Origin of the sequence: Nocardioides sp. ChNu-153 (assembly GCF_030466625.1) — a bacterium.
Lineage (GTDB): Bacteria > Actinomycetota > Actinomycetes > Propionibacteriales > Nocardioidaceae > Nocardioides.
Genome location: NZ_JADEVT010000001.1, coordinates 57,682 through 83,591, shown reverse-complemented (window position 1 = coordinate 83,591; position 25,910 = coordinate 57,682). Strand labels below are relative to the sequence as shown.

20 protein-coding genes are annotated in these 25,910 nt (G+C 74.9%); 9 read left to right on the top strand and 11 right to left on the bottom strand.

Annotation, left to right across the window (positions count from 1 at the left end):
* Window positions 1-30: 30 nt before the first annotated feature.
* From INN71_RS00400 to INN71_RS00365, 8 genes are all read right to left on the bottom strand, one after another.
* Window positions 31-240, bottom strand: coding sequence for a hypothetical protein (locus INN71_RS00400; RefSeq protein WP_277497426.1), 210 nt, complete (start codon window positions 238-240; stop codon window positions 31-33).
* A gap of 98 nt (window positions 241-338) precedes the next feature.
* Window positions 339-1,274, bottom strand: a complete 936-nt coding sequence (locus tag INN71_RS00395) for a carbon-nitrogen hydrolase family protein (RefSeq protein ID WP_277497427.1) — start codon at window positions 1,272-1,274, stop codon at window positions 339-341.
* Window positions 1,274-1,987: a CoxG family protein gene (locus INN71_RS00390; RefSeq protein WP_277497428.1), complete on the bottom strand. Its 714-nt coding sequence runs from the start codon at window positions 1,985-1,987 to the stop codon at window positions 1,274-1,276. The genes INN71_RS00395 and INN71_RS00390 overlap by 1 nt, the downstream gene beginning before the upstream one ends.
* Entirely contained in the window at window positions 1,984-4,470 is a 2,487-nt protein-coding gene (gene cutA / locus INN71_RS00385; RefSeq protein ID WP_277497429.1) for an aerobic carbon-monoxide dehydrogenase large subunit, read from the bottom strand. The genes INN71_RS00390 and cutA overlap by 4 nt, the downstream gene beginning before the upstream one ends.
* Window positions 4,467-5,084: a (2Fe-2S)-binding protein gene (locus INN71_RS00380; protein WP_277497430.1), complete on the bottom strand. Its 618-nt coding sequence runs from the start codon at window positions 5,082-5,084 to the stop codon at window positions 4,467-4,469. The genes cutA and INN71_RS00380 overlap by 4 nt, the downstream gene beginning before the upstream one ends.
* Window positions 5,081-6,010 carry a xanthine dehydrogenase family protein subunit M gene (locus tag INN71_RS00375; RefSeq protein ID WP_277497431.1) on the bottom strand — a complete coding sequence of 310 codons (930 nt, stop codon included), beginning with the start codon at window positions 6,008-6,010 and terminating at the stop codon, window positions 5,081-5,083. Before INN71_RS00375 ends, INN71_RS00380 begins: the two co-directional genes overlap by 4 nt.
* An 87-nt stretch (window positions 6,011-6,097) precedes the next feature.
* Window positions 6,098-7,552 carry a uracil-xanthine permease family protein gene (locus tag INN71_RS00370; RefSeq protein WP_277497432.1) on the bottom strand — a complete coding sequence of 485 codons (1,455 nt, stop codon included), beginning with the start codon at window positions 7,550-7,552 and terminating at the stop codon, window positions 6,098-6,100.
* Between the two features lie 202 nt (window positions 7,553-7,754).
* A complete protein-coding gene (locus INN71_RS00365) occupies window positions 7,755-9,530 on the bottom strand; it encodes a PucR family transcriptional regulator (protein ID WP_277497433.1) in 1,776 nt (591 codons plus the stop codon).
* Between the two features lie 75 nt (window positions 9,531-9,605).
* On the opposite strand from INN71_RS00365, the gene INN71_RS00360 reads away from it, so the two are divergent.
* Genes INN71_RS00360 through INN71_RS00345 form a run of 4 tightly spaced genes read left to right on the top strand, consistent with a single transcriptional unit; the run spans window position 9,606 to window position 14,591 of the window.
* Window positions 9,606-10,469 (top strand): DUF2877 domain-containing protein, encoded by an 864-nt coding sequence (locus INN71_RS00360; RefSeq protein ID WP_277497434.1) that lies wholly within the window; start codon window positions 9,606-9,608, stop codon window positions 10,467-10,469.
* Window positions 10,466-11,974, top strand: a complete 1,509-nt coding sequence (locus tag INN71_RS00355; RefSeq protein ID WP_277497435.1) for an FdrA family protein — start codon at window positions 10,466-10,468, stop codon at window positions 11,972-11,974. Before INN71_RS00360 ends, INN71_RS00355 begins: the two co-directional genes overlap by 4 nt.
* A complete protein-coding gene (locus tag INN71_RS00350; RefSeq protein WP_277497436.1) occupies window positions 11,971-13,389 on the top strand; it encodes a DUF1116 domain-containing protein in 1,419 nt (472 codons plus the stop codon). The genes INN71_RS00355 and INN71_RS00350 overlap by 4 nt, the downstream gene beginning before the upstream one ends.
* Entirely contained in the window at window positions 13,386-14,591 is a 1,206-nt protein-coding gene (locus INN71_RS00345; protein WP_277497437.1) for an MFS transporter, read from the top strand. Before INN71_RS00350 ends, INN71_RS00345 begins: the two co-directional genes overlap by 4 nt.
* Window positions 14,592-14,877: 286 nt before the next feature.
* On the opposite strand, the gene INN71_RS00340 is transcribed toward INN71_RS00345, so the two are convergent.
* The 3 genes from INN71_RS00340 to INN71_RS00330 are packed head-to-tail and all read right to left on the bottom strand — an operon-like array spanning window position 14,878 to window position 18,054.
* On the bottom strand, window positions 14,878-16,023 hold the full coding sequence (locus INN71_RS00340; protein WP_277497438.1) for an XdhC/CoxI family protein: 1,146 nt from the start codon (window positions 16,021-16,023) through the stop codon (window positions 14,878-14,880).
* Window positions 16,016-17,209 carry a VWA domain-containing protein gene (locus INN71_RS00335; RefSeq protein ID WP_277497439.1) on the bottom strand — a complete coding sequence of 398 codons (1,194 nt, stop codon included), beginning with the start codon at window positions 17,207-17,209 and terminating at the stop codon, window positions 16,016-16,018. Before INN71_RS00335 ends, INN71_RS00340 begins: the two co-directional genes overlap by 8 nt.
* Window positions 17,206-18,054, bottom strand: a complete 849-nt coding sequence (locus INN71_RS00330) for a MoxR family ATPase (RefSeq protein ID WP_301799679.1) — start codon at window positions 18,052-18,054, stop codon at window positions 17,206-17,208. Before INN71_RS00330 ends, INN71_RS00335 begins: the two co-directional genes overlap by 4 nt.
* Window positions 18,055-18,428: 374 nt before the next feature.
* Here INN71_RS00330 and INN71_RS00325 point away from each other — a divergent pair, with 374 nt between their 5' ends.
* The 5 genes from INN71_RS00325 to INN71_RS00305 all read left to right on the top strand — a co-directional run bounded on the left by INN71_RS00325 (window position 18,429) and on the right by INN71_RS00305 (window position 25,861).
* Complete coding sequence (locus tag INN71_RS00325) at window positions 18,429-20,540, top strand: hydantoinase/oxoprolinase family protein (RefSeq protein WP_277497441.1); 2,112 nt, start codon at window positions 18,429-18,431, stop codon at window positions 20,538-20,540.
* Window positions 20,537-22,561, top strand: coding sequence for a hydantoinase B/oxoprolinase family protein (locus INN71_RS00320; protein WP_277497442.1), 2,025 nt, complete (start codon window positions 20,537-20,539; stop codon window positions 22,559-22,561). The genes INN71_RS00325 and INN71_RS00320 overlap by 4 nt, the downstream gene beginning before the upstream one ends.
* Window positions 22,562-22,566: 5 nt before the next feature.
* Window positions 22,567-23,484, top strand: coding sequence for an SDR family oxidoreductase (locus INN71_RS00315; RefSeq protein WP_277497443.1), 918 nt, complete (start codon window positions 22,567-22,569; stop codon window positions 23,482-23,484).
* A gap of 57 nt (window positions 23,485-23,541) precedes the next feature.
* Window positions 23,542-24,705 carry a CaiB/BaiF CoA-transferase family protein gene (locus tag INN71_RS00310; RefSeq protein ID WP_277497444.1) on the top strand — a complete coding sequence of 388 codons (1,164 nt, stop codon included), beginning with the start codon at window positions 23,542-23,544 and terminating at the stop codon, window positions 24,703-24,705.
* A 154-nt stretch (window positions 24,706-24,859) separates the two neighbouring features.
* Entirely contained in the window at window positions 24,860-25,861 is a 1,002-nt protein-coding gene (locus INN71_RS00305) for a carbamate kinase (RefSeq protein ID WP_301799193.1), read from the top strand.
* The last annotated feature ends 49 nt before the right edge of the window (window positions 25,862-25,910 follow it).

Below are 25,910 nucleotides of genomic sequence, written 5' to 3'. Positions count from 1 at the left end.
GGCCTGAGGGATTCCGTCGCACGGACCCGGTCAGGGCCGCGGTGCGTCCTCGCCCGGCGCGCGGTGGTTGGTGGGGCACGCGTCGTTCGTGCACACCCGGTCGTCGAGGGTCGGGTCCGCTCCCCCGACGACGCCGTCGGCGGGGCCGACCGGCCCGTCGCCGGACTCCCGCTCCGGCTCGTGCGGCCGCAGCCGCACCGCCGCACCGCACTCGGCACAGGGCTCCACGTCGCCGTACACGTCCCACCTCCGCTCGGACGGGGTCGTCCCCGCCGCCCGATCCTAGATCGGTCGACGGGGACGACGGGGTGCACGACGCGCGTCGCGCGGGTGACGCCTCAGGCGCCGGTGGTGCTGCTCGGCGGCGGCTCGTGCGCGGCGTGCGGGAACGGCGTGCGGGCGGGCCCCGCCAGCTCCTCGGCGTAGTTCGCCAGCAGCGCCAGGTTGCGCTCGTCGAGGTGGTCCCAGCGCTGCGGGACGCTCGAGCCGGGCGTCAGCGACGCCATGGCCGTCGCAGGCGTCAGGCGGGCGCTGACCCAGCACTCGTGGCTGGCGGCACGCGCCACGACCTCGGCGATCGGGGTGACGATCATCGAGTTGCCGAAGTACGGCGAGCCCGCCGGGTCGAGGCCCGTGGCGTTCGTGCCCACGACGTACACGTGGTTGTCGTAGGCCCGCGCGCGGGTCGTCAGCTCCCACAGGTCGGCGCTGCGGAGCAGGGCCGAGGGGCGCGCGATGATCTCGGCCCCCTTGACCGCGTTGATGCGCGACAGCTCCGGGTAGTCGCCGTCGAAGCAGATGATGAGGCCGATGGTGCCGATCTCGGTCTCGACGACGGTGACGTGCTCGCCGGGGGTGACCCAGCCGCCCCGGTTGACGTCCTCGCTGCAGAACGGGTGGGTCTTGTGGTAGGTCCCGAGCACCGTGCCGTCGGGGCCCGCGAGGTGGGCGGCGTTGTAGACCACGCCCCGCTGCTCGCCGGGCTCGTAGGCGCCCCACACGAGGTGGATGCCGAGGCGCTGGGCCAGCTCCGTGTACGGCGCCGTGCCCGCCCCCGGCGCGGCCTGCAGCAGGTCCCACAGGTCGTCGGGGCCCATCGCGGGCCCGAAGCCGGTCGTGACGGTCTCGGGCAGCACCACGAGCTCCGCGCCCGTCGCCTCCACGGCCCGCTCGACCCAGTCGAGGGCGCGCTCGGTGTTGCCGGCGACCGTCTCGACGCTCAGCGGCCGGTGGTCGGGCGCCACCTGGACGGCGGCCACGGTCACGTCGCGCATCAGCGGCTCCTCCGTCCCAGCAGCGAGCCGACCAGGACGCCGACGAGCACGAGGCCCGCGCCCGTCAGGGCGCCCTTGACGAACTGCTCGGGCGAGCCGCCCGCCGCCGCGGAGGGGGCGGGGGCACCGGGGCGGGAGAAGGTGCGCGGCGCGTCGGCAGCGCCCGTGGTGCCCGCGGCGGCGCTGCCGGCCCCGCCCTCGCGGGTCTCCGCGGGGCTCTGGTCGGTCGCGCTGATCGCGCCGACCGTCGGCCCGGTCGCGGCGCCGGTCGCGGGACCGTTCTGCAGGTGGTCGTCGACCGCCTTGAAGAACTCGGCCGCGAGGCGCTTGCCGACCGAGGCGAGCATGCGCTGGCTGACGCCGCCGATCATCCCGCCGACGACCGCGTCGGCGACGAAGCGGATGAGCGTCCCGTCGCCCTGCGTCTCCATGTCCACGTCGACCTCGACCTGGATGGTGCCCGGGCCGCCGGCGCCGGTCGCGACCATCTTGAGGTAGCCGGGCTCGCGCTTGTCCTTGAGGTGCACCTCGCCCTCGTACGTGCCGCGGATCGCGGCGACGCCGGCGCTGATGGTCATCCGGTAGGAGTCCTCGGCCACCGCCTCGAGACGCTGGCAGCCGGGGATGGTCGCGACCAGCACCTCGGGGTCGTTGAACGCCGCCCACAGGGCGTCGATGTCGCTCGTCAGGGTGGCCTCGCCGGTGACCTTCACGGTCGGTCCTCACTCTCGGTGGTCGGTGCTGCGGGGAGGGACGCCGGGTCCACCCACCGGGTGCTCGCCGTGCCCGGCATGGTGTTGACCACCGGCTCCGGGTACGCCGCGGCGCGGCGCAGGTCGAACAGCTCCGAGGGCGAGATCGGCATCCGGACGATCGGGATGCCCTCCGCGTCCTCGATGGCGGCCGCGATCGCGGCGCTCGTCGGGATGACCCCCGCCTCGCCCGCGCCCTTGATGCCGAGCGGGTTGAGGGGGGACGGCGTCTCGAGGTGGTCGATCTCGATGCTGGTCGGCACCTCGGAGACGTAGGGCATGAGGAAGTCCATGAACGACGCGTTGGCGAGCTGGCCCGCCTCGTCGTACGCCATGACCTCGTAGAGCGCGCCGCCCACGCCCTGCGCGACGCCGCCGTGGATCTGGCCCTCGACGATGCGGGGGTTCACCATGCGGCCGCAGTCGTGGACGACGGCGTACTTCAGGATGTGGATCTCCGCGGTGTCCGGGTCGGTCTCCACGATGACGGCGTGCGCGCCGGCCGCGAAGGTGGACGCGGGCGGGGAGTAGTAGTCGGTCTCGTCGAGACCCGGCTTGTCCCCCGGCGCGATGGGCGGCTGGGAGTAGTCGACCGGTCCGCCGCTGAACTGCGTCGCCGCCTTGCTCGCCTCGTCGAAGGCGTAGCGCAACGGGTTCGACAGCACCGCGACCGTGCCGATGCCGACGGCCGTCGACGGGTCGCCCTTGACCTGCACCTGGCCCTCGACGATCTCGAGGTCGCCCGGGTCCGCCTCGAGCGCGTCGGCCGCCAGCCGGAGCGTGCGGTCGCGCACCTTGCGGGCGGCCAGCGCGATCGCGCTGCCGCTCATCACGGCGCCGCGGGAGGCGAACGTGCCCACCGAGTAGCCGAAGCGACGCGTGTCGCCCGTGGTGACGATGACGTCCTCGAACGGCACGCCGAGCTCGGTGGCGACGATCTGGGCGAAGGCGGTCTGGTGGCCCTGGCCCTGGGAGGTGATGCCCGTGGCCACCTTGACCTTGCCCGACGTCAGCACCTGCACGTGCCCGCCCTCGTAGGGGCCGGGGCCGGTGCCCTCGACGTAGAAGCCGAGGCCGATGCCGACGCGGCGGCCCTCGGAGCGCGCCTGGGCGCGGAAGTCCTCGAACTCGTCCCAGCCCACCAGCGCCCGCAGCTTGTCGGCGAGGCCCGGGTAGTTGCCGGAGTCGTACTTCAGCGGCCGGCCGTCCTGGAACATCAGGCCGAAGTCGACGGGGAACTCGTCGGGCTGGATGAAGTTGGCCTCGCGCACGGCGAGGCGGTCCTTGCCCAGGTACTGCGCGATGCGGTCCATCGTGCGCTCCATCGCGTACACGCCCTGCGGACGGCCCGCGCCGCGGTACGGCGTGACCAGCACGGTGTTCGTGTAGAGGCTGGTGAACGTCACCCGGTAGGCGTCCGGCTTGTACGGGCCGAGCAGCTGCGTCGAGGCGTTGATCGGCACGATGAGGCCGTAGGGGATGTAGGCGCCGTGGTCGTGGAGGATGTCGACCTCCATGCCGAGCACCCGGCCCTCGTCGTCGAACCCGACGTCCACGGTGAGCAGCTGGGCCCGCTCGTGGGCGCTGGACACGAAGTGCTCGCGCCGGTCCTCGGTCCACTTCACGTCGCGGCCGAGCCGCATCGACGCCCAGGGGACCATGATCTCCTCGGGCCACGGGTGCACGATCTTCACGCCGAAGCCGCCGCCCACGTCGGGCGTGACCACGTCGACCTGGGTGAGGTCGAGGCCCAGCTTGGCCGAGACCGCGCCGCGCACGCCGGTCGACGTCTGCGTCGCCGTCCACAGCGTCAGCTTCTCCTCGTGGCGGTCCCACCGGGCGTGCACGCCCTTGCCCTCCATCGGCATGCAGGCGCTGCGCTCGATGTCCCACTCGAAGGTGAGGCGGTGCGGGGCCTGCGCGACGGCGGTCGCCGCGTCGCCGTACGCCTGGGTGGAGACGGCCGCGGCGTTGCCGGGCACGTCGTCGTACACGAGCTCCTCGGCGGCCGCCGCCTTGCGCAGGCCGACGACGGGCTTGAGTACCTCGTAGTCGACCTTGACCAGCGCGACGGCGTCCTCCGCGACGTAGCGGTCGCGGGCGACCACCATCGCGACGGCCTCGCCGACGTGGTTCACCGCGTCGCGGGCCAGCGCGTAGCCGGTGCGCGGGTGGGTGAGGTCGGGGTGCGGGATGAGCAGCGGCAGCGGCTCCGCGGCCGGGCCGGCGAGGTCGTCCCAGGTGTAGACGGCGACCACGCCGTCGACCTCGTAGGCCTCGAAGGGGTCGATGTCGCGGATGCGCGCGCGGGCGTGCGGGCTGCGGACGAAGGCCGCGTGCAGCGTGCGGTCGTCGCCGATGTCGTCGACGTACCGACCCTTGCCGGTGACGAGCCGGGGGTCCTCGACCCGCTTGACGGGCTCGCCGAAGCCACGCGTGGTCACAGCGCACCGCCCTGGGTGGAGGCGGCGGGGGCGTCGGGTGCCGGGCCGCGGTCCGCGGGCGGGGCGTCGCCCGCCGCGCGCTCGCGGGTGAGCTCGGCGGCGCGCAGCACGGAGGCGACGATGTTCTGGTAGCCCGTGCAGCGGCACAGGTTGCCGCCGATGGCCTCGCGGGCCTCCTCGGGCGTGGGGTCGTCGTTCTCGGCCACGAAGGCGCTGATCGTGGTGAGGAAGCCGGGGGTGCAGAAGCCGCACTGCAGGCCGTGGCAGTCCACGAACGCCTGCTGGGTGGGGCTCAGCGTGCCGTCGGGCTCGGTGAGCCCCTCGACAGTGGTGACCTCGTGCTCGTCGGCGGAGACCGCCAGCATCAGGCAGCTGCGGACGGGCTCGCCGTCGAGCAGCACCGTGCAGGCGCCGCAGACGCCGTGCTCGCAGCCGACGTGGGTGCCGGTCAGCTCGAGGTCGGTGCGCAGGGCGTCGCACAGCGTGCGGCGCACCGGCACGTCGAAGCGGCGCGGCACCCCGTTGACCTTCACGCGGATCTCCGCGTGCTGCTCGCCGACCTGGCCCGTGCCGTGGCCCGTGCTGTGGCCCGTCCTGTGGCTCGTGCTCGTCATGCCCGTCCTCCTCGCGTCGTCGGTGCGGTGCCCGCGGTCGCCGCGGCTCCCGGGGCCACGCCGGCCGCACGCTCGGCGGCCTCGCGCGTCAGGCGCTGCGTCAGCACCGCGGCCAGGTGGCGGCGGAAGTCCGCGCTGGCGTGCAGGTCCCCCGCGGGGTCGACCAGCTCGCGCACGCGGTCGCCGAGCGCCGCGTGGTCCACGTCGGTGTACGGCGTGCCCGCGACGTCGTCGGTGAGGTCGACGACCTCGGGCACGTCGCTCACCGAGACGAACGCCAGGCGCAGGGACGTGAAGCGGTCGGCCTCGTCGAGCTGCGCGACGACGGCCAGGCCGCACATCGCGTAGTCGCCGTGGCGCCGGGTGATCTCGTCGAAGGCGGTGCCGGCGCGGCCGGGCACGGCCGGGAAGAAGGCGGAGACGGCGAGCTCGTCGTACCCCAGCACGGACTCCATGGGGCCGACGAAGAAGTCGGCGGCGTCGATGGTGCGCTCGCCGCGCACGGACCGGGCGACGACCGAGCCGCCCAGCAGCGCGAGCACGACGGGCATCTCGGCCGAGGGGTCGGCGTGCGCGAGGCTGCCGACGGTGGTGCCGCGGTTGCGGATGGTGGGGTGCGCGACGTGGCGCAGGGCCTGGCCCACGAGGGGCACCCGGACCGCGGCGTCGGCGTCGCGCTCGAGGCGGGCGTGGCGCACGAGGGCGCCGATGCGCACGCCGTCGCCGGTGACCTCGAGGTCGCCCAGCTCGGGGGTCAGCTTGTTGATGTCGACCAGGTGCGCCGGCGCGGCCAGGCGCATGGCCATGACGGGCACGAGGCTCTGGCCGCCCGCGAGGACCTTGGCGTCCACGGAGTGCTCGGCGAGCGTGTCCAGGGCCTCGGCGACCGTGCGGGGGGCGTGGTAGGTGAACTTGGAGGTCTTCATGCTCTCCCTGTCCGTGCGGGGAGACCCGCCGTGCGGCGGGTCTCCCCCGGAGGTGTGACGGTGGTGTCCCGGCCGGGCCGGGGCCGGTCAGTGCGCCGCGGGTCCTCCCGGGCCGCGGTGGCCCGGCGTCCCCGGCGTCCCCGGCGTCCCGGGGGTGTCCGGCGAGCCCGGGCCGCCGACCCGCTCGACGGGTCCGGCCTCCCGCAGCCGTGCCGGGGCGGCCGCCCGCACCGCGTGGTAGGCCACGATGGTGACGATCGTGCCCAGCGCGATGCCGGTGACGGAGAAGTCGTCGCTGAACTTCAGCGACACGTCGCCGATGCCGATGACGAGGCCGGCGGCGAGCGGGACCAGGTTGACGGGGTTGCCGAAGTCGACGCGGTTGTCGACCCAGATCTTGGCGCCGAGGAGCCCGATCATCCCGTAGAGGACCACGGTGATCCCGCCGAGGACGCCGCTGGGGACGGCGGAGACGGCGGCGCCGAACTTCGGCGAGAAGCCGAAGAGGATCGCGACCAGCGCGGCCACGTAGTACGCCGCCGTGGAGTAGACCCGGGTCGCCGCCATGACCCCGATGTTCTCGGCGTACGTCGTGGTCGGCGAGCCGCCCACGAAGCCGGCGAGCGCGGTGCCCACGCCGTCACCGATGAAGGCGCGGCCCATGTAGGGGTTGAGGTTGCGGTTCGTCATCTCCTCGACGGCCTTCACGTGGCCGGCGTTCTCCGCCACGAGCGCGATCACGCCCGGGACGATGAGGAGGATGAAGGTGGCGCTGAAGCTGGGCAGGTGCGCGCCCGAGAGAACGGTGCCGTCCGCCTGCGTGATGCTCTGCGGCAGGCCGATCCAGGCGGCGTCACCGACCGCGCTGAAGTTCACCCGGTCGGCCTCGGTGCCGTCGGCGCCGGCCAGCGGGCCGGAGACGACGTCGAGGATCCAGGACAGCGCCGTGCCGAACACGAGGCCGAGCAGCACCGCGATCCGCGACAGGAAGCCGCGCACCACGACGGAGACGACGATGACGAAGATCATCGTGGAGACCGCGACCCACTGGTCGGCGGGCCAGTAGAGGTCCGCCACGACGGGTGCGAGGTTGAAGCCGATGAGCATGACGACCGCGCCGGTCACCGCCGGCGGGAGCACGCGGTTGATCATCGAGCCGCCGACCAGGTGGACGCCGATGCCGATGACGACGAGCAGCAGGCCGGCGACGAGGATCGCCCCGGTCACGTCGGAGCTCTCACCGCCCTGCGCCCGGATGGCCCCGGCGGCCGCGACGAACGCGGCGCTGGTGCCCAGGTAGGACGGGATCTTGTCGTTGACGATCAGGAGGAACAGGATCGTCGCGACGCCCGACATGAGGACCGCGAGCTGCGGGTTCAGCCCCATGATGATCGGGAAGACGAACGTCGCCCCGAACATGGCGACCACGTGCTGCGCACCCAGTCCGATGGTCCGCGGCCACGACAGCCGCTCGTCCGGTGCCACGACCGCCCCCGGTGGCGGGGTGGCACCCCCTTCGTACAGCTTCCACTTCAAGGCCATCTTGCTTGTCTCCTCTCGGGCTGGCACGCGAAGCGTGTCCAGGAGTGGCCCGCTCAGCCGTGTCGTTCGACGCGGGTTGTGGCCTCTGCCACACGCGCGGCGTCGCTGAGCCTACGGAGAGCGACGGGGCACGTCGTCATCAGTGTCTGCCAGCGTCGGCCCCCGGTCGTTGTGCAGTTCTGCGCCTGTCGCGTGACGGTGGTCACCGGGAGGACCGCTGGTGTTCACCGACCGCCGCCCCGTCGCGACCGCCCTCGCGTCCCGGCTCCCCGCCGGGCTCGCGGCCCGTCGCCGCGCGCAGCTGGAGGGCCTGCAGGGCGACCGCCACGTTGAGGCGCAGGTGGGCGTCGGTGGTGAACGGCCCGATCATCCGTTCCAGCTTCGAGATGCGGTAGCGCAGCGTGTTGTAGTGGAAGAGCAGGTGCCGCGCCGTCTCGGCCACGTTGAGGTTGTGGTCGAGCAGCGCCTGCAGGGTCGTGCGGAGGTCCTCGTTCTCGGCGCCCCCGCCGGCGAGCTCGCCGAGGGTGTCGCGCACGAACCCGGTGAGCTCGGCGGGGTCGGAGACCAGGCTGAGCAGCCGGTGCACGCCGAGGGAGTCGAAGTGCGCGAGCGCGCCCGGCCCCTGGAGCCAGCGCCCCACCCGCACCGCGCTGCGCGCCTGCTCGTACGCCGCGGGCAGGCCGTCGACGTCGCTGAACACGCGGGACAGCCCGGTGCAGAAGGTCCGGCGGCCGCCGCCCCCGTCGCCGCTGACGCGGGTCACGAACGGGCGCACGAACGCCTCGACCTCGCCCGCCCGCGAGGGGTCGAGCCCCACGACGGCGACGACCTCGTCGCTGAGGCTCACCACCGCGGCCCCGGGGTCGTGGGTCCGCACGACGGAGCGCCACGCCGCCGAGAACCGGTCCTGCGGTGGCTGCAACCCGTCGCCGGGACGGTACGGCGGGGCCGGCTCGTCGTGCTGGGCGACGACGACCACCATCGGCCGGTCGAAGTCCCAGCCCAGCATCCCGGCGTGCGCGACCACCTCGTCGTGCGGACCCGCGGTGCCGGCGAGCACGTCGCGCAGGAAGTCGCCCTCGTACTTGCTCTCCACGGCCGCCAGCTCGCGCTGCTTGGTGATGCTCAGCGCCACCACGGTCGCGGCCCGCTGGAGCGCGTGCTCGTCGCTGCGCGAGAGGGGGTGCACGGTGGCGGTGGCGACCATGCGCCCGTGGTCGTGGCGGCCGGCGACCACCGGTACGACGATCCGCTGCCGCCCGCCGCCGTCACTGAAGCCGTAGGAGAGGTCCTCGACGCGCACCCGGCCCGTGGGGTCGCGCTCGAGGCCGTCGTCGAAGGCGTCCGGCCCCGTGGCGGCCCCCGCCGCCTCGTCCTCCGTCGAGCGGTCGGTCTCGACGAGCACACGGCCGTCGGCGGTGGTGACGAGGATGCGGGCGCGCACCAGGCGCGACACGTGGTCGGCGACCTCGGCGAGGCCCTCCCCCGCCACGATCCGCTGGAGCAGCTCGTGGTGGAGCCGCTCGGAGCGGGCGAGCAGCACGCTCTGCCGGTCGAGCACCTCCGACAGCACGACGGTCAGCACCTCGTCGAACCCGAGGTCGGGCAGGGTCAGCACCGGGAACGCGCGGCGGTCGGCCTCGGCGAGCACGGCCGCCGGCAGCGACTCGAGGTAGCGGCCGAGCTTCACCACCAGGCCCGCGGCGCCCCGCTCGTCGAGCTCCGCGACCAGGTCGACGAGGGCCTCGGGCCGGCCGCGCAGGGGGTAGCCCGTCGTCAGCAGCAGCTCGCGCTCGCGCACCCACGGCGCGATGTCGGGCACCTCCATGACGTTGAGCCGCTCGATGCGGCGCCCCAGGCCGGCGGCGCCCGCCACGCACGTGGTGCCCGCGAGCTCGGGCAGCTCGGTCATCTCCGCCACCGAGATGCCGTAGTCCCACGACTCCTCGACCGGGCGGTCGAAGGGGGTTGGGAACATCTGCGAAGACTCGCTGTGATCCTTGGCACTTTCGTACATGGGGGGACCGTACCCGTCCCGGCTAGCGTCCGACGGGTGACCTCCGCCGCGACCGCCGACCTCGCCCTGGCGGGCCGGGTCGCGGGACCGCCCCGCCCGCTCCGCGTGCTCGTCGCGGCCCGCGCGGCGGCGTACCTCGGGGAGGCGGACCGCCGCGGCGGGGCCGTGTGCGCGGTCGTCGACCACGGGGGTGTCGCCGTACCGGACGCACTGGTCCTGCCGCCCCACCGCGCGTGGACGGCGGTGCTGGCCTCCCACGTGCGCGGCGGTCGCCCCGTGCTGCTGGGTGGCGGCCGGCTCGTCTGCGGGCCCCACGAGGTGCGCGTCCGCGTCGCCGCGGACAGCCGGGTCGCGGGCCCCCGCGCGGGCGCCCCGCGTGCCGACGTCGCCGTCCGCGCCCTCGACCGCCTCGCCCTGCGCCCGCTCGTGACCGACCCCGACGCCGTGACCGCCCACCGCTGGACCGGCGGCCGCGCCACGCCCGCGGCCCTGGCCACCGACGCGCCCGTGCTGCTGGGTCGCGGTCCGGGCCTCACCCCGTCCGGCGACGACCTGTGCGCCGGCGCCCTGCTCGTGCACCGCGTGCTCGGCACGCCCGGCACGGACGCGGCCGTCGCCGCCCTGCTGGAGCGCGCCGAGGGCCGCACCACGACGCCGTCCGTGCTCCTGCTGCGGGCCGCGGGCGAGGGCCGCGCCGCGGCGCCGGTACGCCGGGCGGTCGAGGCCCTGCTCGCCGACGACGTCGAGCGGGCCGAGCTCGAGGCGGCCCTCGACGGGCTGCTCGCCCTCGGGCACACCTCCGGCGCCGACCTCGCCGCCGGCCTGCGCGCCGGCCTGGCCGCGGTCGCCGCCCACGAACGCACCACCCCCCTGCCGTCCACCGAGAGGAACTGCGCATGACCGCGACGACCGGCGTCCACCACGTCGAGACGAGACGAGGTCGCTACGTCGACTCGGTCTCGCTCATGCAGGTCTCGGCGACCGTCGCGACGGTCGAGGGGGTCGACAAGGCCCAGGTGGCGATGGGCACCGAGCTCAACCTCGACGTGCTGGCCGGGATGGGCTTCGACGTCCCCGAGGGCACGGGCCCGAACGACATGGTCGTGGCCATCGCGGCCCGCGACGACGACGCGGTGGCCGCGGCGCTCGCGGCGGTCGAGGCGGCGGTCGACGCGATCGGCACCAGCACGGGCGCCGGCGGGTTCGGCGGCGAGCCCGAGGCCCGCACGACCGGCTGGGCGGTGCAGCGCACGCAGGCGGCGCTGGCCGTCATCTCGGTGCCCGGCGAGCACGCGTTCGCCGAGGCGCTCGGCGCGCTCGAGCAGGGCGCGTCGGTGCTGCTGTTCAGCGACAACGTGCCGGTCGAGCAGGAGGTCCGGCTCAAGGACCTGGCCGCCGAGCGCGGCCTGCTCGTCATGGGCCCCGACTGCGGCACCGCCGTCGTCGGCGGTGTCGGCCTGGGCTTCGCGAACGTGCTGCGCCGCGGCCCCGTGGGCATCGCGGCCGCGTCCGGCACCGGCGCGCAGCAGTTCACCAGCCTGCTGCACACCGCGGGCGTCGGCGTCTCCCACTGCCTCGGCCTGGGCGGGCGCGACCTGTCGGAGGCCGTCGGCGGCCGCTCGGCCCGCGCGGCGCTCGCCGCGCTCGACGCGGACGAGGGCACCGAGGTGATCGTGGTCGTCTCGAAGCCCCCGCACCCCGAGGTCGCCCGCGACCTCCGCGAGCACGCCGCCACCCTGTCGAAGCCCGTCCACCTCGTGCTGCTCGGCCCCGGCCAGCCCACGATCACCGCCGGCGTGGAGGGCGTGCTCACCGCGCTCGGCGCCGACGTGCCGACCTGGCCCACCTGGGGCGTGCCCGCCGAGGCGCCCGCGGTGACCGGCCACCTCCGTGGCCTGTTCGCCGGCGGCACCCTGTGCGACGAGTCGATGCTCATCGCCGAGGAGACGCTCGGTGACATCCGCTCCAACATCCCCCTGCGGCCCGAGCTCGCGCTGCCGGGCGACCTGCGCCACGACGGGCACCTGATGATCGACTTCGGCGACGACACCCTCACCCAGGGCCGACCCCACCCCATGATCGACCCGGGCCTGCGCCTGGCGCGGCTCGCCGAGGAGGCGGCCGACCCGTTCGCCGGCGTGGTCCTGCTCGACGTCGTGCTGGGCCACGGCGCCCACGCCGACCCGGCGGCGGAGCTGGCGCCCGCGGTGGCCGCGGCTCGCCGTACCGCCGGCGAGGGTGGGCGCGAGCTCGCCGTCGTCGTGTCCCTGTGCGGCACCGACGCCGACCCGCAGGGCCTAGCCGCCCAGGCGGAGGCGCTCGCGTCCGCCGGTGCCGCCGTCTTCTCGTCCAACGCCGACGCGACCCGCTACGCGGTCGCCCTCGTGAGCGGAGCCACGCGATGACCACCCTCCCCCTGCTCGACGGCACGCCCTCGGTGGTCACCACCGGCGTCGCCCTCTTCTCCGACGCGCTGCGCTCGCAGGGCGTCGACGTCACCGAGGTCGCGTGGGCCCCGCCGCCGGCCGGTACGTCGGCCGCGCTGGCCCGCGTGCTCGCCGACGCCCGCCGCGAGGAGGCCAACCGCCTCGCCGCCGAGCGCATGCTGGCCGCGAGCGCGCACCTCGTCGACGTGCGTCCCGCGGGCGAGGCGCTCGACCTGGCGCCCGGCCAGTTCCTCCACGCCGGCCCGCCCGTCACCTGGGAGCGCGCGTCGGGCCCGATGCGCGGCGCCCTCATCGGCGCGGTGCTGTTCGAGGGCCTCGCATCGACGCCCGACGAGGCCGAGCAGCTGCTCGCCTCCGGCTCGCTGTCGTGGGAGCCGTGCCACCACCGCGGGGCCGTCGGCCCGATGGCCGGCGTCGTCAGCCCGTCGATGTGGGTCTTCGAGCTGACCGACCCGGCCGACGGCCGCACCTCGTGGTGCTCGCTCAACGAGGGCCTGGGCAAGGTGCTGCGCTACGGCGCCTACAGCGAGGACGTCATCACGCGCCTGCGCTGGATGAGCGCGGTGCTGGGCCCGGCGCTCCAGGCCGGTGTGCGCCGCGCCCGCGACCGCGGCGTCGAGCTCGACATGCTCGCGATCATCGCCCAGATGGTGCAGATGGGCGACGAGGGCCACAACCGCAACCGCGCCGGCACGCTGATGCTGCTGCGTGACCTGCTGCCCGACGTCATCGAGAGCGGCGTCGAGCCGGCCCGCCTCGCCGAGGTCGTGCGGTTCGTGGGCGGCAACGACCACTTCTTCCTCAACCTCGTCATGCCCGCGTGCAAGCTCGTCACGAGCGCGGCGGCCGGCATCCCGGGCTCGAGCGTCGTGACCGTCATGGCCCGCAACGGCACGGACTTCGGCATCCAGACCGCCGGCACCGGCGACACCTGGTTCACCGGCCCGGCGCAGACGCCCGAGGGCATGTACCTCGGCGACTACGGCCCCGAGGACGCCAACCCCGACATCGGCGACTCCGCCATCACCGAGACCGCCGGCATCGGCGGCTTCGCCATGGCGGCGGCCCCGGCGATCGTGCGGTTCATCGGCGGCGAGGTCGGCGACGCGCTGACCGCGACGCGCCTGATGTACCAGGTCACCACCACCGAGAACCAGCGCTTCGGCGTGCCGATCCTCGACTTCCGCGGCACCCCGACCGGCATCGACGTCACCAAGGTCGTCGAGTCCGGCGTGCTGCCGCAGATCAACACGGGCATGGCCGGCCGCGTCGCCGGCACCGGCCAGGTCGGCGCCGGGCTCGTCACCCCGCCGATGGAGTGCTTCGAGGGCGCCATCGCCGCCCTCGCCGACGCCGCACCGCCGCTCGGGTGAGCCGGACCGGTCGGCTCGCGGTCGTCGCCGCCCTGGTGGCGGTGGCCGCGAGCACCCGGTCGCCCCTCACCTCCGTGCCGCCCCTCGTGGGCGACCTCGACCGCGCGCTCGGCCTGAGCAGCGTGGCCGTGGGGCTCCTCACGGCGCTCCCCGTGCTCTGCATGGGGGCGCTGGCCCCGGTGGCCACGCTGCTCGCGGTGCGTCTGGGGCTCGACCGCGCCCTGACCGTCGGGGCCGTCGCGGTCGCCGTCGGCACGGCGGCGCGGCCCTGGGGCGGCGTCACGCTGCTGTACGGCGGCACGTTCGTCGCCGGTGCCGGTATCGCGATCGTCGGCGCGCTGCTGCCCGGGGCGGTCAAGCGCCACTTCCCCCGGCGCCCGGGCGCGATGACCGGCGCCTACATGGCGGCGATGATGACCACCGCGACGCTGGCCGCGGCGCTCGCCGTACCGCTCTCCGGGGCCGCCGGCTGGCGCGCCGCCCTCGGCGTGTGGGCGCTGCCCGCGGCCGTCGGCGCCGTGTGGTGGGTGCTGCGCGTGCGGGGTACGGCGCGCCCCGCCGTCGCGGGCACCCGCGGGGCCGCCGTCGGTGCCCGGGGCGCCCGGCTGCCGTGGCGCAGCCCGAGCGCCTGGCTGGTGACGGCGTACCTGACGACCAGCTCGGTGATGTTCTACTCGCTGCTCGCGTGGATCGCGCCGTCGTACGTCGACCGCGGCTGGGGCGACGGCGCCGCCGGCCTGCTGCTCGCCGGGTTCAGCGCGGCGCAGCTCGGTGCGGCGCTGCTGGTGCCGCTCGCGGTCGACCGGCTGCGGGACCGGCGCGGGCTCTACGCGGCGGCCGGGTTCGTGAACGTCGTCGGCCTCGCGGCGCTGGTCGTCGCGCCAGGGTGGTCCCCGTGGGCCGTCGTGCTGCTGCTGGGGTTCGGCAACGGCGCGGCGTTCACCCTCGGCCTCACGCAGCTGGTGGAGCACGCGGCGACGGCGCAGGACTCCGCGCGGTTGGCGGGCATGGCGTTCCTGGTGTCGTACCTGGTGGCTGCCCTCGGACCCACCGGCATCGGTGCGCTGCACGACGCCGCCGGGTCGTGGACGCCGCCGTTCGTGCTGCTGGCGTGCGTGGCCGTCGCCCAGGTGGTGACCGCGCTGGGCCTGGGCCCGACGCGGCGCGTCGGCGCGGAGGGTACGGCGCGCGCCGGCAGTTGAGGTGGCCGCCAGGGCGGCCCACCGGTGGTGGAGGTGGCCGCCAGGGCGGCCCACCGGTAATTGAGGCGGCTTGCTCTGGCAAGCCCTCGAAACCATCCCGCAGCCGCCCCACGACCTGGATCGCGGCGACCGCGCGCCGAGGAGCCTTCAGGGCCGGTTCTCCTGGCCGTTCGCCGCGATCCGTGCATGCCCGGCGGAGAACGAGCGTGGTTTCGAGGGGTGCTAGCGCACCCCCCTCAACCACCGGCCTGGCGCACCCACCTCCACCACCGGCACGAACGCGGGGTCAGCCGCCGGAGCCGGCGGGGCTGTCGCTCGGCGGGTCGGCGCGGAGCAGGCCGGAGTGGATGGGGCCGTCGAGGTCCGTCAGGGGGCGGCCGCCGCCGCCGCGGTGCAGGCTCACGATCTCCGCGGCGATGGACACCGCGGTCTCCTCGGGCGTGCGGGCGCCGAGGTCGAGGCCGATGGGCGAGCGCAGGCGCCCCAGCTCGGCGTCGCCGAGACCCGCCTCGCGCAGCCGCCGTACCCGGTCGGCGTGGGTGCGGCGCGAGCCCATCGCGCCGACGTACGCCGCGGGGCCGCGCAGCGCGACCTCGAGCAGGGGCACGTCGAACTTGGGGTCGTGGGTGAGCACGCAGAGCACGGTGCGCTCGTCGACCTCGGTGGCGGCCAGGTAGCGGTGCGGCCAGTCGACGACGACCTCGTCGGCCTCGGGGAAGCGCTGCGGGGTCGCGAAGAGCGGCCGGGCGTCGCACACGGTGACGTGGTAGCCCAGCACCTTGCCGACCCGCACCGTCGCGCGGGCGAAGTCGATGGCGCCGAACACGACCATCCGCGGCGTCGGGGCGAACACCTCGACGAGCACCGTGACGTCGTCCTCGAGCAGCTGGCCCTGCGGGCCGAGCGCCAGCGTGCGGGTCTCCCCCACCGCGAGCAGCGCCCGCGCCTCGGCGGCGACGACGGCGTCGAGCCCGGCGTCGCCGAGCCCGCCGGCGGTCTCCTCGGCCCACACCGCGAGCCGCGCCCCGACCGGCGCGGGGCCGGCGAGCACCGTCACGAGCGCGACCGCGCGGTCGGCGTCGATCGAGTCCGCGACCGCCTCGAACACGGGGAACGTCGTCGCGTCCACGGGCGTGACGAGCACGTCGAGGATGCCGCCGCAGACCAGGCCGACCGCGATCGCATCGTCGTCGGAGACGCCGAACCGCTCGAAGTGCGCCTCGCCGGTCGCCATGGCCTCCTGCCCCAGCTCGTAGACCGCGCCCTCGACGCACCCGCCGGAGACCGAGCCGACGACGGTGCCGTCCGGGCCCACCGCCATCGTGGCGCCCGCCGGTCGGGGCGCGCTCCGCCAGGTGGCGGCGACGGTGCCGAGCGCGAACCGCTCCCCCGCCTCCCACCACCGCCGGGCCTCGGCGAGCACCTCACGCACGTCGGTCTCCTCCTGCTGGGGCGAGCGGGGTCGCGCCGGGACGGGCCCGGCTCCCCGACGCGATCTCGTCGACGAGCGCCTCGAGCGCGTCGACGCTGTGGCCGTCGACGAACGCGTCGACGTGGGGTAGGGCGGCGCGCAGGCCCGCCGTACGCGGCTCGTAGCCCGGCCGCGCCCGGTTCGGGTTCACCCACACGACGCGGTGGGCCAGGCGGTGCAGGCGCTCCACCTGCTCCCCCAGCAGGGTCGCGTCGCCGCGCTCCCAGCCGTCGGAGAAGAGCACGACGACGGCGCCGCGGGCGGTGCCGCGCTGCCCCCACCGGTCGAGGAACACCTGCAGGCCCTCGCCGAGCCGCGTGCCGCCGCTCCAGTCGACGACCCGCCGGGCGACCTCCTCGGTCGAGCTCTGCGGGTCGGGCGAGCGGAAGGCTCGGGTCAGGCAGGTCAGGCGCGTGCCGACCGAGAACACCTCGGCGCTCGGCTGCGAGCGCACGAGCGCGTGGGCGAAGAGCAGGTAGGTCTCGGCGTACCGGCTCATCGACCCCGACACGTCGAGCAGCAGCACGGTACGGCGGGGGCGCACCCGCGGCCGCCGGTGCGACCACCGCACGGGGTCGCCGCCGGTGCGCACGGCGTCACGCACGACGCGCCGCAGGTCGACCCGCCCGTGGGCCGCGGACCGGGTGCGCCGCGAGCGGCGCAGCGCGGGGCGGTGCGCCAGCCGGGCGACGAGGTGGGCGACGAGCTCCTTCTCCTCCGGGGTGAGCGCGGCGACGTCGCGGCAGCGCAGCACCTCGACCTCGCTGGAGGTCGGCGGGGCGGTGGCGGCGGCCGGGTCGCCCGCGTCGGCGTCGCCGGGCACCGGCACGTCGCGGTACGTCGGGACGCTCACCGCCCGCCGCACGTCGCCGGCCCACTCGGCGCGGGAGAACCAGAGGTCGAACACCTCGTCGTACACGCGGAGGTCGTCGGGGCGCTGGCAGAGCGTGAGGCGCCCGGCCCGGTAGGTGGCGTCGCGTCCGGGCGTGCCGAGCGCGGCGAGGGCCGTCACGGTCGCGGCCACGCCGCCGGCGGGCACGTCGACGCCCGCGCGGCGCAGCGCCGTCGCGAGTCCGGTCAGCTCGGCGACGAGGTCGGGCAGGGCAGCGGGGCCGGAAGGCCCGGACGACGCGGGACCGGCGCTCACGCCTGCTCCCCGAGCAGCTGGGCGAGATGGGTCGCGACGCGCTGCTGGTCCTCGCGGTACTTCAGCACGGCGCCGAGGGTGCGCGCGGCGGTGGCGACGTCGACGCGGGTGGCGCCGAGGGCCTGCAGCGCGACCGCCCAGTCGATCGACTCCGCGACCCCGGGCGGCTTGAGCAGGTCGCCCTCCCGCAGGCGGGCGACGACGCGGGCCACCCCTGCGGCGAGCTCGGCGCTCGCGGCGGGCACGGAGCGGCGCACGATCTCGACCTCGCGGGCCAGGTCGGGGTGCTCGACCCAGTGGTAGTAGCAGCGCCGCTTGAGCGCGTCGTGCACCTCGCGGGTGCGGTTGCTCGTGACGACCACGACGGGCGGCACCTCGGCGCGCACGGTGCCGTACTCCGGGATGGTGACCGAGAAGTCGCTCAGCAGCTCGAGCAGGAACGCCTCGAACTCGTCGTCGGCCCGGTCGAGCTCGTCGACGAGCAGGACCGACGGGCGCTCGAGCGAGCGCAGCAGCGGGCGGGCCAGCAGGAACCGCCGGCTCCACAGGTCGTGCTCGAGCGCTTCCTGGTCGGCCTCGCCGGCCGCCTCGAGGGCGCGCACGTGGAGCAGCTGGCGCGGGTGGTCCCAGTCGTAGAGCGCGGCGGCGGCGTCGATGCCCTCGTAGCACTGCAGGCGCACGAGGTCGCGGCCCAGCACCCGCGCGAGCGCGGTCGCCAGCGAGGTCTTGCCGACCCCGGGCTCGCCCTCGAGGAACAGGGGCCGCGACGTGCGCCACGCCAGCCACGCGGCGGTCGCCGTGCCCGGGTCCGCGAGGTAGCCGACGCCGTCGAGCCGGCGCGTCAGCTCCTCGACGTCGTGCGGCCCGTCCGGCCCCAGCGGCCCGTCCGGCCGGTCCAGCGCGTCCACGTGCCACCTCTCCTCGACGTCCCTCGACGTCACGGTCCCGCCGCGACCGCGCCGGGGCGGCGCGTGGATCCACCCTAGGTCGGCGTGTGACGGCGTTCACCGCCGACCGTTGCCAACAGGCGCGCGGCGCCCTTGGCGCCTTGTGCCAACGGCGCCGGCGTCGCCCGGACCACGGCGTGCCCGCACAGCGCCGCGCCGAGCTTGCGGCTATCTGCCCAAGATCGACCCGAGATCCGGCGATGTTTGACGAAGCCCTGGTCACGCCGTTCGGGGTTCAATGCCGTGAACGCACCAACGAACCTGGAGGCTGCATGAGCGCCACGCGTCGCATCCGTATCGGCATCGACACCGGTGGGACCTTCACCGACGTCGTCGCCGTGGACGAGGAGACCGGCGAGCTCGTCACGACCAAGACCCCCTCGACGCCGTCGAACCCCGCGGACGGGTTCCTCAACGGCATCGACAAGGTGCTGGGCCTGCTCGGCCTGGACGGCGACGCGGTCACGGCCGTCAGCCACGGCACCACGGTCGCGACGAACAAGCTGCTCGAGGAGAAGGTGGAGGGCCTCGGCTTCATCACCACCGAGGGCTACGGCCACCTCCTCGAGATCGCCCGCCAGTCCGTCCCGGACGGCTACGGCAACTCGTACTTCTGGGTGAAGCCGGACCGCATCGTCCCCGTCGACCTGGTCCGCACCATCGGCGGCCGCCTCGCGGTCGACGGCTCCGAGGTCCGCCCGCTGGTCGAGGAGGACGTCGTCGCGGCGGCGCGCTACTTCCGCGCCCGCGGCGTCACCACGATCGGCCTGTCGTTCCTCAACTCGTACGCGAACCCCGTGCACGAGGAGCAGGCCCTGGCGATCCTGCAGCGCGAGTACCCCGAGGCCGACTACTCGCTGTCCTCGCAGGTGCTGCGCGAGTACCGCGAGTACGAGCGGAGCGTCACCACGCTCGTCGACGCCGCCGTGAAGCCCAACATCCGGGCCTACGTCAACAACATCACCGAGCGGCTCAACTCCTTCACCGCGCAGGCCGGCGGCGGCGACGCCGCGGGCGAGCACCGCGAGGTGCCGTTCTACGTGATGAAGTCCAACGGCGGTGTGCTCTCGGCCGAGGAGGTCGTGCGCCAGCCGATCACCACGGTGCTCTCCGGCCCGGCCGCGGGTGCCCTCGGCGCCGCGGTCATCGCGCAGCGCGCGGGCTTCGACAGCGTGCTCACCTGCGACGGCGGGGGTACGTCGACCGACGTCACCGTGGTCGTGGACGGCCACCCCGCCCTCACCACCGAGGGCACGGTCGGCCCGTACCCCAGCAAGATCCCGATGATCGACGTCGTCACCGTCGGTGCCGGCGGCGGGTCCATCGCCTGGATCAGCCCCGAGGGCACCCTCAAGGTCGGCCCGCAGTCGGCGGGCGCCGACCCCGGCCCGCTCTGCTACCGCAAGGGCGGCACCGAGCCCACGATCACCGACGCGCACGTGCTGCTCGGCCGCATCCCCCCGCACCTGCTGGGCGGCGAGATCCCGCTCGACGTGGACGCGGCCCGCGCCGGCATCACCGACGTGGCCGGCAAGCTCGGCCTCGGCGTCGAGGAGGCCGCGGACGGCATCCTCGAGATCTCGGCCTGGAACCAGGCCAACGCGCTGCGCCAGGTCACGGTCAAGCGCGGGCTCGACGCCCGCGACTTCCACATGGTCACGTTCGGCGGCTCCGGCTCGCTGCTCGCCTGCCGCCTCGTCGACATCCTGGGCCTCGAGGGCGTCATCGTGCCGCTCAACCCGGGCAACACCTCGGCGTACGGGCTGCTCACCGTCGACGTGCGCAACGACTACGTCCAGACGGCGATCAGCAAGCACGACGACCTCGACCGCCCGCGCGTCGAGAAGCTGCTCGCGTCGCTGGCCGCCGAGGCCGACGAGGCCCTGGCCCGGGAGGGCTTCGAGCCGGCCGAGCGCCAGTTCGTGCGATCCGCCGACCTGCGCTACGTCGGCCAGGCCTTCGAGGTCCGCGTGCCGGTGCCCGAGGGCCCCGTCGACGACGCGCTCGTCGAGGCCGTCGCGGACGCCTTCCACGCCGAGCACCACAAGCTCTACGGCTACGACTTCCGCGGCGACTCCTCGCAGCCGGTGGAGTGGGTCAACCTCCGCGTCTCCGGCATCGGCCCGATCCGCAAGCCCGAGCTGCGCGAGATCGCTGGCGGCAGCGGCGCCGAGGGCGCCGTCACCGGCACCCGCCGCGTCTACTTCGACGACTGGTACGACGCGCCCGTCGTCGCCCGCGCGCAGCTCGGCGCCGGCGACGTCGTGACCGGCCCGGCGATCGTCGAGGAGTTCAGCTCGACCGTCCCGCTGCACCCCGGCTTCCGCGCCGAGGTCGACCGCTTCGGCAACCTGCTCATCACCCGCAAGGAGTCCCTCTCGTGACCAGCGACGTCCTCCCCACCCCCGCGGCCGGCGGCTCCGCGACCACCCGCGTGCCCGGCGCCGAGACCGAGCCCCCGACCGTGGTGGGCGTGCGCGCCCCCGGCGGTGACGCGCCGTACCGCCTCACCGAGGGCGTCGACGTCGACCCGGTCGTCGTCGAGATCGTCGAGGGCTACCTGGCGTCGGTCGAGCAGGAGGTCGAGACCTCCATCGGGCGCACCAGCCGCTCGCCCATGATCCGCGACGCCCACGACTACCGCGCGGGCATCCACGACAAGCACGCCCGCAAGCTCACGGGCCGCTCGTACTCGGCGCTCGTGCAGCCGGTCATCCGCGACTACCCGGTCGAGACGATGAAGCCCGGCGACGTCTTCTTCCACAACGACGTCTACCTGTCCGAGGGCGGCATCGGCCACCTGCCCGACCTGTGCATCACCGCGCCGGTCTTCCACGACTCGGGCGACGGCCCCGAGGTGGTCGCGTTCGTGCAGGCCTTCGGCCACCACGACGACATCGGCGGCTCGGTGCCCGGCTCGATGCCGAGCACCGCGACCAGCGTGTTCGAGGAGGGCCTGATGGTCCCCCCGATCAAGCTGTGGGACGGCGGCGTGCCCAACGAGTCCGCGCTGAAGATCATGACGCGCAACTCGCGCATGCCCGACTCGCTGGCGGCCGACCTCGACGCCGAGTGCTCCGCCTGCCTGCTGGGTGCGCGCCGGCTGACCGAGCTGTTCGCCCGCTACGGCCGCGACCAGGTCTTCGCCGCCTTCGACGCGATCCTCGACAAGACCACCGAGACGTTCCGCCGCGAGATCCTCTCGAAGATCCCCACCGGCACGTTCATCTGGGAGGACTACGCGGAGCAGGACGGCGTCGACGACCCGCAGCTGCACACCCAGCGGATCACGCTGACGAAGGAGGAGACGGGCGGCCCCGACGGCGGCCCCCGCCTCGTCATCGACTTCACCGGCACGGCGCCGCAGGCCAAGGGCCCGATCAACCACTGCGGCGACTACGCGGACGGCGCCTTCCTCAAGAAGTGGATCGCGCCGATCCTGCGCAACCTGGCCGACACCCCCGAGCGGATGGCGGAGCTCGACGTCAACGAGGGCATCGCCCCGCTGATCGAGATGCGCTTCCCGCCCAAGGGCACGCTGCTGACGCCCGAGTTCCCGGCGCCGACGAACGCCCGCACGTTCGTCATCCTGCGCCTGCTCGGCGTGCTGTCGGGCGTCGTGGCGAAGGCCGTGGACGGCCGGATGCCGGCCGACCAGGAGACCATCCGCTACACGGGTGTCTACGGCAACGACCTCGAGGGCAACCCCTACCTCATGCGCGAGGTGCTGGGCGGCGGCTCGGGCGGTCGCTACTACGCCGACGGCGAGGACACCATCCACGTCGTGCCCGACTCGCGGAACCTGCCGACCGAGTTCACCGAGTCGCGCTTCCCGTTCCGCGTGGAGAGCCTCGGCCTGGCGCTCGACTCGGGCGGCGCGGGCCAGTTCCGCGGCGGGCTCGGCTACGAGAAGCAGATCCGCATGCTCGCCGACGCGCACTTCATGTCGATCGCCGACCGCTCGATCCTCGCCTGCTGGGGCGTGAAGGGCGGCAAGGCCGGCAAGTCGTTCCAGGTCACCATCGACCCGGGCGGGCCGGACGAGCGCGAGGTGGACGCCCTGGTGGACGCCGTCGCGGTCAAGGCCGGCGAGGTCATCCGCATCCGCACGACGGGCGGTGGCGGCTGGGGCGACCCGCTCGACCGCGAGCCGGCGTCCGTGGCCCGCGACGTGTGGTGGCGCAAGGTGTCGGTCGAGGCAGCGCGCGCCGACTACGGCGTCGTGCTGGCCGAGGAGCTCGACCCGGAGGCCGTCGCGGCCCCCGCGGTCGACGTGGAGGCGACGGTCGCGCTGCGCGAGCAGCTGCGCTCCGAGCGCGACGCGGACGCCCCGTTCTTCGACCGGGGTCCGGGCTACGCCCTGCTCTCCGGTGGAGCCACCGCCTCGCCGTACGACTACCTCTGAGCACCGTGTCCGTCCCGCACCCTGCCCTTCACCGCTCCCTGCGCGTGGCGGTCACGGGCGCGTCCGGCAAGACCGGGACCGCCGTGGTGGCCGGCCTCCTCGAGGCCGGCCACCACCCGGTGGCGCTCGTGCGCCGCTCCGCGGCCGCGGACGCGTTCGCGGGCCAGGGCGTGGCGAGCCGGATCGTCGACGTCGAGGGCGGGCCGGCCGACCTGGCGGCCGCCCTCGACGACGTCGACGCCGTCTACCACGTGCCGCCGAACATGCACCCGACCGAGGACGCCGTCACCGGCACCGTGGTCGACGCCGCCGTCCGCGCCGGCGTCGGCCGGTTCGTCTACCACTCCGTGCTGCAGCCGCACGTGCCCGCGATGCCCCACCACCTGCGCAAGGCGGCCTCCGAGCTGATCGTGCGCCGCAGCCCGCTGGCGTGGACCGTGCTCCAGCCCGCCAGCTACGTCCAGAACGTGCTGCCGTTCGTCGCCGCCGCGCGCGCCGAGGGCCGCTACCGCGTGCCGTACGACGTGACGCGGCCCTTCACCCCCGTCGACCTCGTCGACGTGGCCGCCGCCGCGGTCGCCGTGCTCGGCGACGACGCGACCACCTACGGCACCTTCGAGCTCGCCGGGCCCGAGGTGCTGAGCAGCGCCGCGACGGCCGACGTGCTCGCCGAGGTCCTCGGCCGGCCCGTGGTCGCCGAGCACCTGCCGCTGGAGCGGTGGCGCGCCGGGGTCGACCCGACCGGCACGCGCCGCGACCTCGACGACCTGGCCGCGATGTTCGCCTGGTACGACGACCACGGCCTCGTCGGCAGCCCGCTCTCGCTGCGCACCCTGCTGGGCCGTGCGCCCACGACCCTGGCCGCGGCGCTACGCCGCGACCTGGCCGACGCCCCGACCGACCCCGCCGCCGACCCGGCCTGACGCCGTACCCCGGGGCGGCCCGACCGGGTCGTCCCCCACCGCTCCCGGAGGTGCTCGATGACCCTGCCCCTGGACGACGTGCTCGTCGTCGACCTGTCCCGCGCCCTCGCCGGGCCGCACGCCGCGATGATGCTGGGCGACCTCGGGGCCCGCGTCATCAAGGTGGAGTCCGAGACCGGTGACGACACCCGCGGCTGGGGCCCGCCGTTCGTCGGGCCGGAGGACGACACGGTCTCGACGTACTACCTGTCGTGCAACCGCAACAAGGAGTCGATCGTCCTCGACCTCAAGAGCGACGACGGCCGCGACGTGCTCGCCCGCCTGCTGGAGCGTGCGGACGTGCTGGTGGAGAACTTCCGGCCCGGCGTGCTCGACCGCCTCGGCTTCGGCGAGGACCGCGTGCGCGAGCTCAACCCGCGCCTCGTGCAGCTGTCCATCTCGGGCTTCGGCCACGACGGGCCCGAGGGCGGGCGCGCCGGCTACGACCAGATCGCGCAGGGCGAGGCCGGCCTCATGTCGCTGACCGGCCCGGACCGCGACCACCCGACGCGGGTCGGGGTGCCCATCGGCGACCTGCTCGCGGGCATGTACGGCGCGTACGGCGTCGTCGCCGCCCTCCACGAGCGCGACCGGACGGGCCGCGGCACCGTCGTGCGGACCTCCCTGCTGGCCGCCATCGTCGGCGTCCACGCGTTCCAGGGCACCCGCTACACCGTCGCCGGCGAGGTGCCCCGCGCCTCCGGCAACCACCACCCCTCCATCAGCCCCTACGGCCTCTTCCGCTGCGCCGAGGGCGACGTGCAGATCGCGGTGGGCAGCGAGGGCCTGTGGCGCAAGCTGGCCGCCGAGTTCGACCTGCCGGTCGACGACCCCCGCTTCGCGACCAACGCCGCCCGCGTGGCGCACCGCGAGGAGGTGATCGCGATGGTCGACGCGGCCTTCGCCGACCTCGGGTACGACGTGCTCATGCCGCGCCTGGCCGCCGCCGGCATCCCGGCCGGCGAGGTCCGCACCCTCGACCGGGTCTACGAGTGGGACCAGACCCGTTCGCAGGGCCTCGTCGTCGAGGTCGACCACCCCGTGCTCGGCCCCGTCGAGCTGCCCGGCCCGCCGCTGCGGTGGTTCGACGCCGCCGGCGAGCGCCGTCGCGACACCCACCTCGCGCCGCCGGCGCTCGGCGAGCACTCCGACGCGATCCGCGCCTGGCTCGACGAGGCCTGACCCGCCTGGCCTGCCCTGCCTGCGCCCGTCGACTGGCACGTCCTGCCGAAGGTGCGGACCCAGCTCGGGCACCACTCGCCCTACACCCCCACCTCGTCCGCGGCCTAGGTTGGCCGCGACGGCGAGGTGCAGATCACACGGATGGGAGATCGACGTGCGTGCGCTCATCGCACTCGGCGGCAACGCCATGACCGGGCCGGACGGGTCCGCGACGGTGGAGGCCCAGCGGGCCGCCATCGACGTGGCGGCCGACCGGATCGCCGAGCTCGTCGCCACCGGGACGGACGTCGTGGTCACCCACGGCAACGGCCCCCAGGTCGGCAACCTGCTCGTCAAGAACGAGCTGACCGCCCACGTGGTGCCGATGGTGCCGCTCGACTGGTGCGGCGCCCAGACCCAGGGGACGCTCGGCTACACGCTGACCTCGAGCCTGGACGCGGCGCTCACCCGCCGCGGCATCGACCGGCGCGCCGCCGGCCTCGTCACCCGCACCGTCGTCGACGCCGCGGACCCCGACTTCCTCGCGCCCAGCAAGCCCGTCGGCCGCTTCCTGCCCGAGGAGGAGGCCCAGCGGTTCGTCGCCGAGGGCCAGCTGTGGCAGGACCGCGGCGAGAAGGGCTGGCGTCGCGTCGTCCCCTCGCCCCAGCCGCGCGAGATCGTCGACGCCCCCGCGGTCGTCACCCTCGTCGAGGCCGGGTACGTCGTGGTGGCCGCCGGCGGCGGCGGCATCCCGGTGCTGCGCGCCGCGGACGGCTCGCTGTCGGGCGTCGAGGCCGTCATCGACAAGGACCTCGGGGCCGCGCTGCTCGGCGCGGTCGTGCACGCCGACGTGCTCGTCATCGCCACCGACGTCGACAACGCGATCATCGGCTACGGCACGCCGCAGGCCCGCCCGCTGGGTCGCGTGACCGCCTCGGAGATGCGCGAGATCGCCGCGGCCGGCCACTTCGCGGCCGGGAGCATGGGCCCGAAGGTCGAGGCCGCGCTGCGCTTCGCCGAGTCCGGCGGCACCTCCGTCATCACCTCGCTCGACCGCATCCGCGACGCCGTCACCGCCGTCGGGGCAGGCTCGCAGGACGCGCTCGTCGGCACCGTCGTCGTACCCGACCCCGTGCCCCACCCGGCGTCCGACCCGCCGGCCCACGCCGTCGCCTGAACCACCGCAGTCCCCCCGGGCCGCCCACGCGGTCCGTGGCCCACCGAAG

Bases quoted from the DNA above. Each gene is read 5' to 3' on its own strand.
- INN71_RS00395 (WP_277497427.1), bottom strand. From the start codon at position 1,274: ATGCGCGACGTGACCGTGGCCGCCGTCCAGGTGGCGCCCGACCACCGG.
- INN71_RS00375 (WP_277497431.1), bottom strand. From the start codon at position 6,010: ATGAAGACCTCCAAGTTCACCTACCACGCCCCCCGCACGGTCGCCGAG.
- INN71_RS00350 (WP_277497436.1), top strand. From the start codon at position 11,971: ATGACCACCCTCCCCCTGCTCGACGGCACGCCCTCGGTGGTCACCACC.
- INN71_RS00365 (WP_277497433.1), bottom strand. From the start codon at position 9,530: ATGTTCCCAACCCCCTTCGACCGCCCGGTCGAGGAGTCGTGGGACTAC.
- INN71_RS00310 (WP_277497444.1), top strand. From the start codon at position 23,542: ATGACCCTGCCCCTGGACGACGTGCTCGTCGTCGACCTGTCCCGCGCC.
- INN71_RS00355 (WP_277497435.1), top strand. From the start codon at position 10,466: ATGACCGCGACGACCGGCGTCCACCACGTCGAGACGAGACGAGGTCGC.
- INN71_RS00380 (WP_277497430.1), bottom strand. From the start codon at position 5,084: ATGACGAGCACGAGCCACAGGACGGGCCACAGCACGGGCCACGGCACG.
- INN71_RS00370 (WP_277497432.1), bottom strand. From the start codon at position 7,552: ATGGCCTTGAAGTGGAAGCTGTACGAAGGGGGTGCCACCCCGCCACCG.
- INN71_RS00325 (WP_277497441.1), top strand. From the start codon at position 18,429: ATGAGCGCCACGCGTCGCATCCGTATCGGCATCGACACCGGTGGGACC.